Source organism: Vibrio sp. 10N.247.311.13, assembly GCF_041467595.1.
In the GTDB taxonomy this organism is placed as follows: domain Bacteria; phylum Pseudomonadota; class Gammaproteobacteria; order Enterobacterales; family Vibrionaceae; genus Vibrio; species Vibrio crassostreae_C.
In genome coordinates, this window is sequence record NZ_JBFSUX010000040.1 from 1 (window position 1) to 16,772 (window position 16,772).

16 protein-coding genes are annotated in these 16,772 nt (G+C 43.7%); 9 read left to right on the plus strand and 7 right to left on the minus strand.

Going from position 1 to position 16,772, the window contains the following annotated elements; translation table 11 throughout:
• Positions 1–577: 577 nt before the first annotated feature.
• From AB6E52_RS15635 to AB6E52_RS15660, 6 genes are all read left to right on the plus strand, one after another.
• The gene (locus AB6E52_RS15635) at positions 578–1,741 is read left to right on the plus strand and encodes a threonine/serine exporter family protein (protein WP_004731486.1); all 1,164 of its coding nucleotides are present in this window, start codon (positions 578–580) and stop codon (positions 1,739–1,741) included.
• 178 nt (positions 1,742–1,919) lie between these two features.
• Positions 1,920–2,258: a zinc ribbon domain-containing protein YjdM gene (locus AB6E52_RS15640; RefSeq protein ID WP_102320743.1), complete on the plus strand. Its 339-nt coding sequence runs from the start codon at positions 1,920–1,922 to the stop codon at positions 2,256–2,258.
• A gap of 71 nt (positions 2,259–2,329) precedes the next feature.
• Complete coding sequence (locus AB6E52_RS15645) at positions 2,330–2,824, plus strand: GNAT family N-acetyltransferase (protein WP_102320744.1); 495 nt, start codon at positions 2,330–2,332, stop codon at positions 2,822–2,824.
• 92 nt (positions 2,825–2,916) lie between these two features.
• On the plus strand, positions 2,917–3,348 hold the full coding sequence (locus AB6E52_RS15650) for a GNAT family N-acetyltransferase (protein WP_102320745.1): 432 nt from the start codon (positions 2,917–2,919) through the stop codon (positions 3,346–3,348).
• 140 nt (positions 3,349–3,488) lie between these two features.
• A complete protein-coding gene (locus AB6E52_RS15655) occupies positions 3,489–4,850 on the plus strand; it encodes a DUF1800 family protein (protein ID WP_102320746.1) in 1,362 nt (453 codons plus the stop codon).
• 8 nt (positions 4,851–4,858) lie between these two features.
• Positions 4,859–6,046: a DUF1501 domain-containing protein gene (locus AB6E52_RS15660; protein WP_102320747.1), complete on the plus strand. Its 1,188-nt coding sequence runs from the start codon at positions 4,859–4,861 to the stop codon at positions 6,044–6,046.
• A 68-nt stretch (positions 6,047–6,114) separates the two neighbouring features.
• Here AB6E52_RS15660 and AB6E52_RS15665 read toward each other — a convergent pair whose 3' ends face one another.
• Positions 6,115–6,726, minus strand: coding sequence for a LysE family translocator (locus tag AB6E52_RS15665; protein WP_102320748.1), 612 nt, complete (start codon positions 6,724–6,726; stop codon positions 6,115–6,117).
• A 102-nt stretch (positions 6,727–6,828) separates the two neighbouring features.
• On the opposite strand from AB6E52_RS15665, the gene AB6E52_RS15670 reads away from it, so the two are divergent.
• Entirely contained in the window at positions 6,829–7,710 is an 882-nt protein-coding gene (locus AB6E52_RS15670) for a LysR substrate-binding domain-containing protein (RefSeq protein WP_017062668.1), read from the plus strand.
• A 63-nt stretch (positions 7,711–7,773) separates the two neighbouring features.
• Here AB6E52_RS15670 and AB6E52_RS15675 read toward each other — a convergent pair whose 3' ends face one another.
• The 6 genes from AB6E52_RS15675 to AB6E52_RS15700 form a co-directional block, all read right to left on the minus strand.
• Positions 7,774–8,718 carry an ADP-ribosylglycohydrolase family protein gene (locus tag AB6E52_RS15675; RefSeq protein ID WP_102320749.1) on the minus strand — a complete coding sequence of 315 codons (945 nt, stop codon included), beginning with the start codon at positions 8,716–8,718 and terminating at the stop codon, positions 7,774–7,776.
• Between the two features lie 218 nt (positions 8,719–8,936).
• Positions 8,937–9,860, minus strand: coding sequence for an amino acid ABC transporter permease (locus tag AB6E52_RS15680; RefSeq protein ID WP_102320750.1), 924 nt, complete (start codon positions 9,858–9,860; stop codon positions 8,937–8,939).
• A 138-nt stretch (positions 9,861–9,998) separates the two neighbouring features.
• Positions 9,999–10,808 carry a transporter substrate-binding domain-containing protein gene (locus AB6E52_RS15685; RefSeq protein WP_017067595.1) on the minus strand — a complete coding sequence of 270 codons (810 nt, stop codon included), beginning with the start codon at positions 10,806–10,808 and terminating at the stop codon, positions 9,999–10,001.
• Between the two features lie 12 nt (positions 10,809–10,820).
• Positions 10,821–11,618: an amino acid ABC transporter permease gene (locus AB6E52_RS15690; protein ID WP_102320751.1), complete on the minus strand. Its 798-nt coding sequence runs from the start codon at positions 11,616–11,618 to the stop codon at positions 10,821–10,823.
• A complete protein-coding gene (locus tag AB6E52_RS15695; protein WP_065583924.1) occupies positions 11,618–12,364 on the minus strand; it encodes an amino acid ABC transporter ATP-binding protein in 747 nt (248 codons plus the stop codon). Before AB6E52_RS15695 ends, AB6E52_RS15690 begins: the two co-directional genes overlap by 1 nt.
• A gap of 225 nt (positions 12,365–12,589) precedes the next feature.
• Positions 12,590–13,738, minus strand: a complete 1,149-nt coding sequence (locus tag AB6E52_RS15700) for an iron-containing alcohol dehydrogenase (protein ID WP_102320752.1) — start codon at positions 13,736–13,738, stop codon at positions 12,590–12,592.
• Between the two features lie 193 nt (positions 13,739–13,931).
• Between AB6E52_RS15700 and AB6E52_RS15705 the strand changes: the two genes are divergently transcribed.
• Positions 13,932–14,816, plus strand: a complete 885-nt coding sequence (locus tag AB6E52_RS15705) for an AraC family transcriptional regulator (protein WP_017062661.1) — start codon at positions 13,932–13,934, stop codon at positions 14,814–14,816.
• 569 nt (positions 14,817–15,385) lie between these two features.
• Positions 15,386–16,633 carry a RidA family protein gene (locus tag AB6E52_RS15710; RefSeq protein ID WP_102320753.1) on the plus strand — a complete coding sequence of 416 codons (1,248 nt, stop codon included), beginning with the start codon at positions 15,386–15,388 and terminating at the stop codon, positions 16,631–16,633.
• The last annotated feature ends 139 nt before the right edge of the window (positions 16,634–16,772 follow it).

The window sequence follows — 16,772 nt, forward strand, 5'->3', positions numbered from 1 at the left end:
CCCGCATCATCAGCTTGGAAGGCTGAGGTAATAGCCATTATACGATGCACGCACATCGTCTTAACGAGTTTGATAATGCCACATCTAACTGAAAACGAAACCTTTTTCTTTCATTTTTATTCTAAGTGCTCGCATAACCACCACTCCGCTAGTTTTTCCATCATGTTCGGCGTTTTCAGAGTGAATAAAATGTGACTAAAATCTCGTAAAAGGAAGGTGAGAAATAATAGTAAATGTCATGCTGCTTTTTGCGATAAATCTACATTAATTTATAAACCTGTTTTAATGGTGCTTGGCAGTCATAAATCTCATGAAAATTAAGGAATTTGGAGTGTTAACATAAACCTGGTTTTTATTCGTGTTTTGGATTTCGTTAATAACAATCTGAATGCATAAATTTAACTTATTAATTTGTCAAAATATTCAGTAAACTAATCCCAAATGACTAGAGTTATAGGCACTTATAAGCCTTTGCAGAAAAAAGTAACGAGTTCAGTTGATAATTCACGCAAAAGTCTCGTCATTCCGTCTATCGTTTGGTACATTTGCCGCACATTTTGTCTCCCCTAAAATTCCCATGCCTTCTCAGTTCCGAATTAACAAAATTGTTGAAATTGGTGACACTCTTCACCGCAGTGGTTGTGCTCCTTACAAGCTAGAGAAATACACTCAATTCTATGCAAAAAAGCATGGTGTGGATGTGATGATCCAAGCAACGCCAACTGCGATTAACTATCAATTTCCAGACGATAACAACGCCGTTATTCTTAAGCGTCTAAAGCCTGCGTCAATTAACCTGAGTTTGTTGGCCAATACGATCATTCGTATTAACCAACCGAGCAGTGAGCCTGTACCAGAGCCTGTCGGTTACTCTAAATTTGTGACGGCACTTGCCAATATGGGTATTCCGCCTGCGTATTTGATGCTGGTGGGCAGTACGTTGGAAGCGGTTGGATTTTCTGCGTTATTGGGTTTGATGGTTTGGGTATGTCAGCAAGTTCTTCATTCACGTCGTGCTATCGCGGTTGAATTCATCTCGGCACTGTTAACGGGTATTTTCGTGGCGTTTTTGGCAAGTACAGGTTTACCGATTCCTGTGTGGGCGTTGTGTATCGCCTCGATTGTCTTGTTTGTCCCCGGTTTATCCATAGCCAACGCATTAGAATGTTTGGCGTTTAATGACTTGGTTTCTGGTACCAGCTTGCTAGGGCAGAGCGCCTTAACCCTGATTAAGCTGTTTGTAGGGATTATCATGGGGCTCAACATCGGTGAAGCGATATGGGGACAAGCGGTCTCCATCGACTATACCAATGCGGTACCGATGTGGATGCACATATCTGGCTTGGTGCTGATCTCTGTTTCTATCGGTGTGATGTTCAATGCGCGACCTAAAGACATCTTACTTGGTTTACCAGTAGCGGTTCTCGGTATGTGGGGCCCGTTCTATCTAGGTTTTGATAGTGGTTGGGTTGTCGGTACTTGGGTTACGACGGTTCTTATTACTTTGTACGGAACTTGGATTGCTAAAAAGATGGAGCTCACGGGCTCTATTTATATCGTGCAAGGGATCATCATCTTGGTTCCGGGTAGCCGAGTATTAGTGAGTGCCAGCCAATCGGTGTTTGAACAATCGATTCTGCCTATCCCGAGTATTGGTTTGTCGGCGTTATTCATGTTCTCTGCAATCGTGGCAGGGCAAATCACCGCTTACTCGATTTACTCACCAAAAGTCGAACGTTAAGCCGTTCCGCTTTTCAAACCTTTAAACAAACACAGCTTAGCGGCTGTGTTTGTTCGTTTTAGGTACTGCTCTTTTTTAAGACAATTAGCTCTCCGTAAAACTTGTTAGATTTATGCTCGCTAAGCCTGACAAGAGCCATTAAAATGGAACAAATTCTATTTAAATGAAGTATTAACGTATGTCCTTACCTCCTTGTCCGCAATGCCAATCTGAATATGTCTACCCAGACCAAAACAACCTAATCTGCCCTGAGTGTGCCTATGAGTGGAATCCAGAAGAAGAGCGTTTAGAAAGAGAAGCCGCGCGTGTTAAGGACGTAAATGGCGTTGTATTGGAAAGTAGCGATAAAGTTACCTTCATTAAAGATCTAAAAATTAAAGGCAGTTCTAGCGTACTGAAAATCGGCACTAAAGCCGTGATTCGACGCATCAACGAAGGCAAAGATCACCAGCTAGATTGCAAGTTGGATGGTGGCGGTGAAATGTTGGTTACGGCGAAGTACGTTAAGAAGCAATAGTCGATAATCGGTCAAAATTGCGAGTTGCTACTGAACTAAATAGCGTAAAACCGGCGGAGAATTAACATCATATGGACATGGTTAAAGCTGCTCTTTCGCATTCAACTGCCTTTCATCACTATGTGAACGCCTGTGTTGAAGATGGGTTAGATATTTACACGGGCATTTCTGATGGCAGTGATGCCTATTTAGAAAGACGAATTGCTTATTCAAAAGGTGGGGGTTTGCCAGAAGGGTGGACGCCTGCTTCTACTTATTTTTGTTTCGAGTCTGGACGTATTCTTGGAGTGATAAGAGTTCGTCATGGCACCAGTCCGTACATTCACGATGTCATCGGACATATCGGCTACGAGACTTTGCCACAAGCGAGAGGGCGGGGTATCGCAAGTCATATGTTGTCTTGGGTTCAACGGTACGTATTGTCCGAAAGCGCTATTATTACGTGTGAGAGGGGCAATATAGCTTCGCAAAAGGTCATTGAGAAGTGCGGTGGACAATTCCTGAATACCTTTTATTCAGAGCAAGATAAACAAGAAGTCTTACGTTACCAACTAGAACCAAAATGAACATTTAAGCGTGGCATTTTTGGTTGTGTCTGGGGCTCTGAATTCCGGCTTAAACGAAAATGAAACCATAGCCAATTATTGTTGGAGGTATTTTGAAGTATTCAACAAGAGCTGCTCAGTCATCAGATTATGAATTTCTGTTCGAGCTAAAAAAGGCGGCTGAATATGAGCCAATCAAGGCTGTTTTTGGCTGGGATGACCAAATTCAACGAGACATACACGCCGAAGAGTGGGCAGAGGAAAGGCCTGAAATCATTGAGTATCAGGGCAAAGCGATTGGCAGTGTGTTGCTGCAAGATAAAGGTGACCACTTCTACTTTTGCCGATTTTTCTTGCTGCCTGAATATCATGGTAAGGGTATTGGAAGCCAAGTTTTGACTGATTGTTTAGCTCACGCAGACAAGCTCAGTAAGCCAGTAGAGCTGTGTTATTTGCAAGGTAATCGAGTTGGGGAGTTGTATCTCCGATTTGGTTTTGAAATCACCTCGCAAAACGATCAGTTTGTGTATATGTTGCGCAAGTAGATATACATTTAAAATGATCACACCGTGTCTGTAACTTGATAGGCACCTGACACCCATCTAACGTAAAACCTTGTAAAGCTCCCTATGCTTGATGACTAAGCGATTACACTTAGAAAAGATCGAGCGTAAGGGAGTGTGCAATGAATTATTACCCGACTTCAAAAATCGTGGGTGAACAAAGGTTTGGCTTTGGGCCAAAACTAGGTCAAACAACCTATTATTCTCCTGTAGAACAGTTGGATAAAAAGCCATTCGTTCACCAAGCTATACAAGACTTACCGAGTACTGAATCTACTCTGATTAAAGTAGGAGAGAATCGTGTACAACGAATGAAGGCCAAGGGTGACGAACAACAGATGCAAGCCACGAAGAAAGAAGCGCAGTCTTTTCTTCGAACGCAGTATCGACAACAAGCTCAAGCTCGCCACCTACAAAGTGTTGAAACTCCTTATGGTTTTCAAGAGCGCATCATTCAGTTTTGGAGCAATCACTTCGCCATCTCGGTCGATAATCGAAAACTGATGCCCTTGGCCGCCAGCATTGAAAACGATGTGGTTCGCCAGCATTGGAATGGTAACTTTGGCGAGATGCTGATGGCTTCTTCTAAACATCCTGCGATGCTTCTGTATCTCGACAATCAACTCTCGATTGGTCCCAATTCAAAAGTCGGAAAGCGCCGTAATAAGGGGCTCAATGAGAACCTCGCTCGTGAGATCTTAGAACTCCACACTCTTGGCGTTGACGGTTCTTACACTCAGCAAGACGTCATTGCCTTAGCAAAAGCGATTTCAGGCTGGGGCATTAAATTCAAATCTCCTGATGCTGGGTTTCGATTTGCTAATAACCTGCATGAGCCAGGAAGTATCACACTGCTTGGAAAGGCTTATTCTCAATCCGGCGTCTCGCAAGGAGAGTCGTGTTTAAAAACCTTAGCGACCCACAAAGACACTGCTGCGTACTTGGTTGGTAAGCTGTGCCAGCATTTCATTGGCGACATACCTAAAGAACTCTCAGAGCAAATGGTTGCTGAATATCTGAGAGGCGAGGGGAATTTACTGCCTGTTTATCGCTTGTTATTGAACAGTGCTGAGGCGAGTAAACCTAACCCTAATCGTTTTAGACCGCCGAAGGAGTGGCTGTTTGCCGTTCTTCGTAGTGCCGATATTTCTTTAAACGAGAAACAGGCATTCAATGCACTCAACAATTTAGGGCAGCCTCCTTTTAAACCGGGTTCACCTGCAGGCTGGTCGGATCAAGACAGAGACTACAATAGCCCTTCGGCGTTGACTCAACGTATGCAAGTTGCGAATAGGCTTGCGTCTGCTGCAATAAAATCGGCTAAAGCGTCAGGAGTTAAGCCGAAAGCGGTAGTGGATAAAGTGATCGCGGGTTTATATGGCGATGCTATTGATGAACACACCCAAATTGTATTGAACAAAGCCGACAGCGCTGCAATGCAACTTTCCCTGTTGTGGCTAAGTCCGCAGTTTCAATATCGTTAGGAGTGGGTATGAAAAAGTCAGATTGTTCTCAGAATAAAGCGCCACATAGTATTAACCGCCGCCAGTTCATGGGTATTGCGGCGGCTGTTGGCGTCAGTGCGATGCTGCCATTTCCAAGCTTTGCCAAAACAGGTTCAGACAATATCTTCATTTGGGTATCACTGCGTGGCGCGATGGATGGTTTAAATGTTGTAGTGCCGCATGCCGATCCGGATTACTCTAATTTGAGACCCAACATCGGATTAAAACCTGAACAGCTAGTGAAGTTGGATGATTTCTTTGGGCTTCATCCATCTCTAAAGCAGTGCCATCAATGGTATGAGAGTAACGAACTCAGCTTTGTACACGCTTGTTCAACCGCTTATCGTGAGCGTTCACATTTTGATGGACAGAAGATATTAGAGAATGGTACTTCCGACCCGTTTAACACCGTAGGGTGGATTAACCGTTTACTCACGTTGAGCTCAGAAAAATACGATGGAATAGCGATTGATTCGGGCTTACCACTCATCATGCAGGGCGAATCGACCGTGGCAAGTTGGTACCCAAACCGCTTAAAAACACGTGATAAACAAACGGAACTGCTGGAAGAGTTGTTTCAAAGTGACCAAATGCTGTCTTCAAACTTTGAAAGTGTCATGAAGATAGATCAACTGGTAGGCGACCAAGGTGTCGGCAAACAGTTTAAATCATTGATGGGTAAAACAGGCGACATATTGTCGGCTGATAACGGACCAAACATCGCAGCGTTAGAACTCGGTGGGTGGGACACTCACGCCAATCAAGGCAACGTAAATGGACGGTTGAGTAATCAGCTTAAAACTTTGGATGTTGGGTTAGCGGCTCTCAAAGCTTCACTAGGTGAGCGTTGGCAGAAGACAGTGATCATCGCGGCCAGTGAATTTGGTCGAACAGCAAAAGAAAATGGCACTAAAGGAACCGACCATGGCACCGGCAACGTCATGTTTGTTGCGGGTGGTGCGCTGCCATCGTTGAAAGGAGCGGGTGGTAAGGTTATTGCCAATTGGCCGGGATTGAGCCAAAGCCAACTATATGAAGGCCGAGACCTTAATCCAACGATTGATATGCGTTCGGTTATCAAGGGTGTGCTCAACCGACATTTATCGATAGAAGTGAAACAACTCAACACTATCTTCCCTGATAGTGCCGATATTAGACCGATGAATCTTGTCTAGAGGTTTACCAAGACCCAGTTAGATGCGATTCAGTCGTTTGAATCGCTTTCTATTTGTGACTCGCTTGTTTACGATTTAATCGCCAACAGTGCTCCGAACGTCACTAAGCCAAATCCACATGCTTGATTAAGCCTTTTCTTTGCTCTCAATAGATGCTTTTGCAATGTATTCGAAGTAAACAGCATAGCGACAACGCCAAACCATAAACCGTGAAGAACGATCATGTAAAGCCCATAGCCGAGCGCGACATGCTGGTTTTCTGCATCAGGTGAGATGACTTGGCTGAAGATGCTCAAAAAGAACAACATGGTTTTTGGGTTGAGCACGTTACATAAGAAGCCTTGGGCTAAATAGCTCCAAACACTGGTGCTTTGCTTTGCATCTTCCATCGGTGCAAGCTTGTTGTCCGCACTCAAGATACCTTTTAGCCCTAGAAAAATAAGGTAGGTTGCACCTGCGTATCTAATCATGTCAAACAGCTGCTCATTCTGTGAGATTAAATAACTGATCCCAAGCATTGAATAACTGATGTGAGCACAAATCGCTAAACTCACACCGATTGCAGTCCAAATCCCTGCTTGTCTTCCTTGGTTGACACTGTTTTTCAAAACTAAAACGAAATCAGCGCCTGGGCTGATAACAATCAATAGTCCCAATACTGCTAGGATTAACCACTCCATAATGACTCCAACTCTTTATATTTGATGAGCCAGCATTGTATGGTTTTTTATTGCTGCCTATAATCGAAATGAATTCCACCTATCTGTGAGAAAAAATCACACATGAGACATTTGAAAGCATTTCATATTTTCCACGTAGCAGCGCATTCGAGTAGTTACAGTGAAGCGGCGGATAAACTCAATATCACACATGGCGCGGTGAGTAAGCAGATCAAGGTATTGGAAAATCACTTATCCCAAGTTTTGTTCTACAAACAGGGCAGGAATGTGTGTCTCACCAAAGAAGGGGAATTACTCAAAGGTTACACAGAGCAAGCGTTCCAAGCCTTGGAGACTGGAGTCCATAAGCTTAATCAGCTGAATCATCAAGCGTTGGAAGTTTCATGCGAACCCACATTGACCATGCGTTGGTTAATGCCTCGACTCGGTGATTTCTATAACGAATCCGGAATTGATGTTCGATTGTCGACTGCTGGTGGGCCTGTGAACTTGAATGCGACAGGGCTCGATATGGCGATTCGCCGAGATGACTTTAAATTAACCGAGCGTTACGAACAGATACCACTAGTTGAAGAGTGGGTAGGCCCTGTGTGTTCCCCGGGTTATTGGCAGCAGGTAAAAGATAACTTAGATGATGTGAAATTACTGCACAGCAGTACACGGCCAGGTGCTTGGAGTCATTGGGGTGCTATCACTATAGATAAAGTTAATGGTGGAGAGTGGTCAAAAGCTCGAGCGAACCAAACATTTGCACACTTCTACTTTTGCTTTCAGGCGGCTGTCGATGGGTTAGGCATAGCGCTTGGGTCTTATCCACTTGTCGCCGACGATCTTGAAAGAGGTAACTTGATCGCGCCGTTTGGCTTCGTACCTTCTGGTCACCAGTACATATTGCTCACGCAAGATAGCAACCATGAAGAGCCAGAAAGCCCGTTTGTTGTTTGGCTGAAGAATGAGTTATCGCAGTGTGTTCCAACTTTATAGGAACGACATCCGACCTAGAAGTGTGCTTGTCTTATGTCAGGCTCTAGTTCGTTGTTGTGGAAATCACTCAATAGGCAAAGACAGCACGCCACCATTGAGTTCGACTTGTTTTAGCCATTCGGTTGGAATTTCGCCATCTCCTTCGTAGAAACACGCCGCTAATACCGCGCCAATTACAATCGCACGACCGCAGCTGTCACCACCACATAAGATGTTGTCGCGAATGCCTTGTTGATAACTCTGAGCACCTGCAATAATGCGAATCAGCAAGGGGAACGCGGCACTCAGTTCACAATGCAATCCAAACTTCTTCGCGGCATCTGTAATCGAAAGCTCAGGATCAGCCAGTGCTTCGTCGATTTGATCGTGTATGAACTTGCTACAAGTTTGTCGCACCATTTCTACCGATTGCAGTGGAGAGTTGCCTTGAATTGCCGCTTGAACCAATAAGGTGATGGCTTGTGCCCATTCCACGGCTTTGTCGTTGTTGTTGGTCACTCGTACCGCACTCTCTACCATTGCCGGTAAGGTGTGAGAGGTGTAAGTACACGCCACTAAAGGAATTAGCTTTGAAACAGCAGGTAGCTGGGTGTCATCAGCGCCACAGGCTGTGATTGGAGCTTCTGTTAGCTCTAGTTTATGTATGTTCAGCAAGCTCATACGAGTCGCTTTATCAATGTAACCTTGCCAACTGCCACCAAAATCAAACCAGAAACGGAAGTGCTTAATGTAACTCGCTTCGTCGTAGTGTTGATTATCGGCTAGGCTATCGACCATCGCCAATAACTGAGCACCGTATTGTGATTGGTCGCCAGCGGTTTTACCTTGGTGGGCGAAGTAGCCTTTGTCTTGATAATCGAACTGGTTTGGTGAGCGAAATTCTGGTTCAAAACCCGCCACGTGCAAGATCCTCTCTTGGTCATACAACCAATGCAGCCCCATGGAAGCGGCGTCTCCAACCAATGCGCCAACAACGGCGTAAAAAGCTCTTTCTTTATGATTGTCCATGCTGAGTGAAGTCCTTGAGAAGATCCAATGGAATTTGATACTTCAAGTATAGTGACTAAATGATGGGTTTGCTGTGTTTCAGTAGAGAGTTTTCAAGCAATTAATCCTGATTGGTCAATGAGTTAAACCAATCAGGGTAAGTGGATGAATATTATGACTTAGGTGGCTATGTTGACATCTAACAGACGCTTGAATACACGTCTAAATAAACAATGACACTAGCGGTTAAGGTAAACACTCGAGCGTTGTTCAATGACTTTGAAAATACGTGAAAGGGTGAAACATAACGCGAAGTAAACCGCACCAACAATCAGCCAGATCTCGAAGATCAAACCGGAAGAGTTCGCCATTTCAGTGCCAACAAATGTCATCTCTTGAATCGAAATCAGGGATACAATCGAGGTATCTTTTACTAGAGAAATTGCCTGACCTGCTAAAGGCGGTGTGATGGCCGTTAATACTTGCGGGCCAACCACAAATCGATACTTAGACAACGCCGATAAGCCGAGTGAATCGGCCGCTTCCCATTGCCCTTTAGGAATACTTTCTAAGCCAGCTCGAATCACTTCTGCGATGTAAGCCGAAGAGAGCAAACCAATACAGATAACACCAGACGCCAAGTTTTCCCAAAGGTTAGCAGGACCAAACAGAAAGGCTTGAACAGCGTTAATCTCGCCGTTGTGTTCACGTAAGATACTTTCTAAACCAAGTAATGGAATCAGTTGGTTAGAAACGAAGAAATAGAATATGAAGACAAAAACCAGTGGTGGAATATTTCGAACCAGTTGGATAAAAATCAGTGCAGGCGTTCTGAAGAAAGCGATTTTAGAGTGCCTAGCAACGCCAAGTAATGTGCCAAAAGAGAGTGCTAAAACCATGCTCCAAACACTCAAGCGCAGTGTCGCGATCAAGCCTTGGAAAAAGTAAGGAATATTGCCTTGAGAAGGCGGAATGAAAATCAGGGTAAACGCATCTTCCCAGCGCCAATGGTAGTTAATACCAACAGCGGAACGATAATAAAGCCAACCTGCGAACGCGAAAATGATCGCAAACAACACTCCATCTAATAGATTGAGGCGTTGATACCAAGGCTTCGTGTGAAGGTTGGGCTTGGGCGTTGATAATGCGCTAGTACTACTCACGTCATTCCTGTTTAAACAATGATAATTAATATGCTGTGAGAGTGGCTATGAGTTTATAGCTATCTCGGGTGTTTCTTAAAAGACAGTACCAGCAAGGTACTGCCTTGATTGGTTCTTTAGCGTCTAATTGGCAGTTGATTACTGACCTTGAGCAATCTGGTCTTGCCAATCTAGAGTAGAGAACCAGTACTCGTAACGCTCTTTCAACCAACCGTCTTCAGTACGTGCTTTGATCCACTCGTTGAAGAATTCTGTCTTGTCAGTTTCACCTAGGCGAACTGCAAATGCTTCATTACCTTTTGATAGGCGTTCTTCGAATGGAATAAATAGCGTGTCTGCGTTTTTAATCGCTTCGTGTTCTGGTTTCGGGCTAGACGCGATAACCGCGTGTGCGTTGCCGTTTAATACTTCTTGGAATGCTTGAGCATCGTCATCGAACTGTAGAACTTTCGCTTTAGGGAAGGTTTCACGAGCTACTTGCACTGTGAATGCACCACGACGCGCTGCAATTTTTACACGGCGAGAATCAAAATCAGAGATTTGTGTAAAACCTTCTGCTAGCTCTTTATTCGCTGCCAGTTGAACGCCAGAGTGCGAGTAAGGTTCAGTGAACAATACGCTTTTAGCGCGAGCTTCAGTGATAGACATACCGCCAATGATTACATCAAACTTGTTCGAAAGTAGAGAAGGAATAATGCCATCCCATGCCGTCGGTACGAATTCAACTTTCCAGCCAGAATCTTCAGCAAGACGTTTTGCTACATCGATTTCAAAGCCAACAAGATCGCCTTGTTTGTTACGCATCGCCCAAGGAACAAATGTCGACATACCAACGCGTAGAGAGCCACGTTCGTTTATTTTGTCTAGGTTAGGCGTTTCAGAAGCAAGTGCAGGCAAACTGACGGCAAGCGCAAGTAGGGCTGTAATTGCGGTTTTAAATAGCTTCATGCTGATAAATCCTTATTGTGTTCGCCAGTTAGCTCCGAGCTTATGCTCAAGCCAAGCTGCAACGGCAGAAAGTGAAAGTGTAAGTGCAAGGTAAATGATCGCCACAGAGAACCAAATCTCAAATGGCATCGCGGTTTCAGAAACTATGTTTCTGGCTTCGGTTGTTAGGTCAAAGATAGCCATGACACTCACAATTGAAGAGTTTTTAATAAGAGAGATCACTTCATTGGTCAAAGGTGGCAAGGTGCGTTGCACCACCTGAGGAAGAATCACATCCCAGTAAGTATAGGTCTTTGATAAGCCCAAGGATTGAGCTGCTTCAAATTGTCCTCTCGCAATACCATTTAAACCAGCACGAAATATCTCGGCGGTGTAAGCGCCTTGGAAAAGTGCCAAGGCTAAAACGGCAGTGCTAAAACGATCCAGCCCTAATACGGGGCCAAATACAAAATAGAGCAAATAAATTTGTACTAATAACGGCGTGTTACGAATCAACTCAACATAGCTGGTGGCTAAGGTGCGTCCAACCACCGAATTGGAGTTTCGCAATAGGGCTGTGGTTAAGCCAATCACCAGCGTTGCAACCAAAGAAATCAGAGAGATATTGATGGTAACCAGTAGCCCTTCAACTAACTCTGCAGGCCACCATTCGCCATCTTCATAGAAAGCAATATAGTCCGGCACGCGCTCCCATTGCCAGCTGTATCCCATGGTTTGTGCGCCAGAATCGAGAATCCAGACAACAGCGGCCACTAGTACAACAATTTGTATTAGAGCGGAAAGGGCTGGTTTAATAATTCGAATCAACATCAATAAGTCAGGATCTGATTTAGGAACGCTTGAGTACGTTCATGTTGAGGGTTTTCAAAGAGCGCTTGTGGGGTATTCGATTCCACAATTTGTCCTTCATCCATGAAGATAACGCGGTCGGCCACTTGTTTTGCAAAGCCCATTTCGTGGGTCACACACACCATAGTGATGCCTTCGCTCGCCAGTTCAACCATCACATCGAGCACTTCGTTGATCATCTCCGGATCAAGCGCTGAAGTGGGTTCGTCAAACAAGAGTAATTCCGGCTTCATACACAGGGAACGGGCGATAGCCACGCGTTGTTGCTGACCGCCAGAAAGTTGCACTGGGTATTTGTTGGCTTGTTCTGCAATGTGCACACGCTCGAGATAGTGCATTGCTATTTTTTCGGCTTCTTGTTTGCTTTTTTTAAGCGTACGAATTGGAGAAAGAGTAAGGTTCTCAAGCACGGTAAGATGGGGGAATAAATGAAAGTGCTGAAACACCATTCCGACTTGGCCCGGTGTGTTGAACTTACCCGGGAGTACTTTTTCTAGCACGGAAAGTTCGCCACTTTCGAAAGGTTCTAGCTGATTGATACAACGGATCAAGGTTGATTTACCCGAACCAGACGGCCCGCAAATCACCACTATCTCTCCTTGTTCAATATTTAAATCGATATCCTTTAGGGCATGAAAATCACCATACCACTTGTTAAGTGACTTAAACTTAACCATTTCCTTGAGATTGTTCAAATCGTTGTTCATACCTAGTAAAGAGACAGGTTTACCTTAACAATATAGAAATATGATTGCACATAAAATTAGGGACTTATGAGAATTTAATAGCATCTTGTAGGGCAAATTAAAAAGCAGCGCCCAAAATGAACGCTGCTTCTGTTGTACGAAAGAAAAAAGTAATGGGTTCAGTCAGATGTGAAAATTCATCGTTGTATGACCAATATCTTTACTTTCTCTCTATTTTCCCGATTCTTAGTGAATCGCAGACTCTAGAATCTCACGTGTTTTCTCTGGCGTGATTGCTTGGTTCTCACCAAGTTGTAGGTAGCCGTGTGATTCAAGTTGAGCAACAACATTGTCAATCGCCGTTGCTTTGTTTGTTTCGTAGCCGTCGAACATGGTTGCTACGTCTAGGCTGTGGTAGAACGCTTCGATTGCAGCGATTGTGCGTTCTGCTAAATCAGCACCCGCTTCTAAGCCAAATACGTTACGACCCATTTGCTCTAGCTTGCCACGTTTCGCTTCGATTTGGTTACGAAGTAGTGAAGGTTGAACAATCGCAAGCGAACGTGCGTGGTCTACGTGCCATAGTGCAGTGAATTCGTGGCCAATCATGTGAGTTGCCCAATCTTGAGGAACACCTGTACCAATCAGGCCGTTAAGCGCTTGGTTTGCTGTCCACATTAGGTTTGCACGCCATGCATCGTTGTCATGCTCGTCGTATTGCTTACCCAGTACAAGTAGGTTCTTAAGCAGTGTTTCTGCGTAACCGTCTTGAACCATTGCGTCTGTTGGCATCGTGATGTATTGCTCACATACGTGAACCCACGCATCAACTAATCCGTTGATCAGCTGGCGCTCAGGTAGAGACTTCATTACATCTGGGTCCATAACCGCAAACTTAGGCTGTACTGCAGGGTTCATGAATGCCAGTTTCTCTTGAGTCGCTTTACGCGTGATTACCGCACCCATGTTAGATTCAGAACCTGTCGCAGGAAGTGTCAGTACCGCACCGATTGGCGTCGCTTCAGTTACTTGGTGTTTGCCCGTTAGGATGTCCCAACCGTCGCCGTCATATTTAGCCGCTGCAGCAACGTACTTAGAGCCGTCGATTACTGAACCACCGCCAACAGCGATAATGAATTCTACGTTTTCTTCTTTAACAAGAGCGACTGCTTTGTCTAGCGTCTCTTTGGTAGGGTTTGCTTCAACGCCAGAGAACTCGATCCAAGAGTGATCTTTCAAAGATTCTACAACTTGGTCGTAAACACCGTTGCTCTTGATTGAACCGCCACCATAGATGACCAGTACTTTCTTCGAAGTATCAACCGCTTGGCTGATAGCGTTGATTTGGCCTTGGCCGAAGTGAATTACTGTAGGGTTAACGTAAGTAAATTGCATCAGAGATTCCTTGTGTAAAGCGAAATTTGTTATTTTGGTTTATTGCTCAATTTCTATATTTGCATATTAGTACAGTAATCTAGGTCAATGAAGAGCTGTTCCTCCAAATAAATTGCCTATTTCTACAAACTTGATATTCTTCCTCTGCTTTAGCTTACTTACTCTTAGCACTTAGAATGGAAAGTCGCCACTTATGAAAACACTCGCTCAGTTATTACAGTCTTATGTAGAACACAAAGGTTGGGATGATCTCGAAGGGATCAGAGAAACTGAAATTAGCGGCGTGTGGTTGTATAGAAGTAGTGGCGGGAATCAGCGTCAGCCATTTACTTACCAGTCTGGCATTATCATGCTCGGACAGGGTAAAAAGAACATCTACATTGGCGAAAGGCCAGTGACTTACGCTGCAGGTGATTATCTTGTGGTAGGTGTGCCAATGCCGTTAGAGTGCGAAGCCTTGCCTGTTAATGGTGAACCATTGCTTGGCTTGTCGATAAGCATTGATTCTCAACGTTTACATAGCTTAGTGAAAAAGCTCGAAGACCAAGGCTTCTTAGAAAGTTATTGCAACAAGCACAAACAGAACTCGAGTGGCTTAGAATCGACGCCGATGGAAGAGCAAATGCTAGAGAGCTTTACCCGGTTGGTGAAAACGCTGCATTGCGACATTGAAGCCAATATATTGGGCGATGCGATGGTGACAGAGATTGTCTACCGCGCATTAACCGGTTCAGAAGGGCGTGTGCTGTTTGATTTAGCTCATCATGATGGCCATTACGCACGTGTCGCTAAAGCGCTGTCTAAAGTGCATGAAGAATACGACCAAACCATCACTGTTCAATCGTTAGCCGATGAAGCCAACATGAGCGTGTCTGCCTTCCACTATGCATTCCGTAATGTCACTTTTGAATCACCACTGCAATATTTGAAGAAGGTTAGGCTCAACAAAGCCAAAGAGCTGATTCAACTAGAAGGCCTTCGTATTAGTGATGCTGCACGTCGAGTCGGTTACTCCAGCCCATCTCAATTTAGCCGCGAATTTAAGCGCCACTTCAATACTACTCCAAGAGCGGTTTAGTTCTTCTTTCAACGAAACTATGTGTTGAGAGCTATAATGCCAAAAGCTATGGTGACGATTGCTCATATTTGTTGAATTATATGAGTAAATGTATCTAATCATAGGCATTGTCAGATTGTAGGTATTTGATTCTCGAATATATTATTAACGTACTTATATAAAATAAGCTCTCGAAAATAATTAATTAAATAGCCTAAGAGTTTATGCACAGGTATAGGGGAGAAACTCACTAACTTAGCTATTAACGAAGTTTTTGTGTGAACAACCTATCAAATATTATCTAAAATTCTGGAATTACTCACCGTACTATCAGAGAGAGTATTCAGGATTATTGAATAGACTTAAAATTAAAGATAATTTAGCAGTTGATAAAGCCTAGTACAACGGATAATTAGTCGTTTGATGACTAATTATTCTGTAACTTGCTGATTTATAGTCAACTGAGAGTCTGATGGATATCACGTTTACCCTAAAATAATTCACTTAACATGGTGCTACTTTAATCATTCTTCCAAATACGATTGTTAAATATAAATACGTATACCTATTTTATTTAAAGGATAATACCGATGAGTAGCGATATCATTAAAATTTCAAGAAACACTGAAAACGCACCAATTAATTCTGTATCTACACAAACGGTCGCTTTTTCTCATTATAATAACTTTTCTGCTCAACTTCCGATTGACCCTAAAACGGGTGAAATAGTCATCGGTGATATTAAAGATCAAGCAGCACAATGTTTGAATAATATTAAAGCGATTGTTGAAAGCATCGACCATGTTATGGATGATGTCGTGAAGATTAATGTTTTCGTTAAGAATATTTCTGATATCGATGCTATTGATGAAGTTTACAAAAGCTTCTTCCACAACAGTCTGCCAACACGCACTGTCGTGGGTGTCGCTGCACTGACAAACAGCGATGCGCTGGTTCAAATGGATGCTCTCATTTCTAACGGTGAAGGCACTAAACCACAAGCTCCTTGCGCGCTAATTAAGGTCTCAAGAAATACGGATAACGCACCTCAAAGTGCTGTGTCTACGCAGACTGCAGCCTTTTCTCACTACAACAATCTTTCAGCTCAGTTGCCTATAGATGTAGCCACAGGTGAGTTGGTTGATGGTGGTATCAAAGCGCAAACAGCGCAATGTCTATCAAACATTAAAGCTATTTTAGAAAGCATCGGACACGTCATGAATGATGTGGTTAAAACGACTATCTACCTAAAAAATATCGCAGATGCGGAAGTGGTAAATGAAGTATGTGCTAAATTCTTCCCAAGCTACGTTCCTGCTCGTACTGTTGTTAACGCAGCTGAATTAGCAATGGGTGCTTTAATTCAAATTGATACATCCATTTCACATGGCGACGGTACACCGCCGCAATTACCAGAAGACACTCGCTTACTGGTTATTGAAACCAATAATACTGTTTCTGCACCATTCATGCCTTATTCGCATACTGTTGCTTTCTCTCACTACAATCATATTTCAGCCCAATTACCTTTAGATCCGAAAACAAATGAAATCGTTGCTGGCGGGGTAAAAGAACAAGCGGAACAATGTTTAAACAATATTAAGGCGATAATTGAAAGCGTTGACCATAGCATGGACGATACGGTGAAAATTAATATTCAACTTAAGGATATTTCAGATATTGATGTGGTAAACGAAGTCTACACCACATTCTTTAATGCTGAGCTGCCTGCAAGAACGGTAGTAGGGGTTTCAGAAATCCCAATGAATGCTTTAGTACAAATTGATGCTGTCGTTTCTAACTGTGAAGGGACACCTCCACAAGACGTTGTTGCATAAATCAATTGAACCCTTCTCGATAATATCGATCAGATCTCGGTTTAGCTTCCAAATAGGGAGCAAACTCAACAGGCCGAGATCTGATCCGTTCACTTCATTACTCAAGTCCATCGAAGCGACACACCTAAGCTTATCCCGT

Bases quoted from the DNA above. Each gene is read 5' to 3' on its own strand.
- AB6E52_RS15665 (WP_102320748.1), bottom strand. From the start codon at position 6,726: ATGGAGTGGTTAATCCTAGCAGTATTGGGACTATTGATTGTTATCAGC.
- AB6E52_RS15640 (WP_102320743.1), top strand. From the start codon at position 1,920: ATGTCCTTACCTCCTTGTCCGCAATGCCAATCTGAATATGTCTACCCA.
- AB6E52_RS15700 (WP_102320752.1), bottom strand. From the start codon at position 13,738: ATGCAATTTACTTACGTTAACCCTACAGTAATTCACTTCGGCCAAGGC.
- AB6E52_RS15705 (WP_017062661.1), top strand. From the start codon at position 13,932: ATGAAAACACTCGCTCAGTTATTACAGTCTTATGTAGAACACAAAGGT.
- AB6E52_RS15635 (WP_004731486.1), top strand. From the start codon at position 578: ATGCCTTCTCAGTTCCGAATTAACAAAATTGTTGAAATTGGTGACACT.
- AB6E52_RS15655 (WP_102320746.1), top strand. From the start codon at position 3,489: ATGAATTATTACCCGACTTCAAAAATCGTGGGTGAACAAAGGTTTGGC.
- AB6E52_RS15690 (WP_102320751.1), bottom strand. From the start codon at position 11,618: ATGTTGATTCGAATTATTAAACCAGCCCTTTCCGCTCTAATACAAATT.
- AB6E52_RS15670 (WP_017062668.1), top strand. From the start codon at position 6,829: ATGAGACATTTGAAAGCATTTCATATTTTCCACGTAGCAGCGCATTCG.
- AB6E52_RS15675 (WP_102320749.1), bottom strand. From the start codon at position 8,718: ATGGACAATCATAAAGAAAGAGCTTTTTACGCCGTTGTTGGCGCATTG.
- AB6E52_RS15695 (WP_065583924.1), bottom strand. From the start codon at position 12,364: ATGAACAACGATTTGAACAATCTCAAGGAAATGGTTAAGTTTAAGTCA.
- AB6E52_RS15685 (WP_017067595.1), bottom strand. From the start codon at position 10,808: ATGAAGCTATTTAAAACCGCAATTACAGCCCTACTTGCGCTTGCCGTC.
- AB6E52_RS15660 (WP_102320747.1), top strand. From the start codon at position 4,859: ATGAAAAAGTCAGATTGTTCTCAGAATAAAGCGCCACATAGTATTAAC.
- AB6E52_RS15710 (WP_102320753.1), top strand. From the start codon at position 15,386: ATGAGTAGCGATATCATTAAAATTTCAAGAAACACTGAAAACGCACCA.
- AB6E52_RS15645 (WP_102320744.1), top strand. From the start codon at position 2,330: ATGGACATGGTTAAAGCTGCTCTTTCGCATTCAACTGCCTTTCATCAC.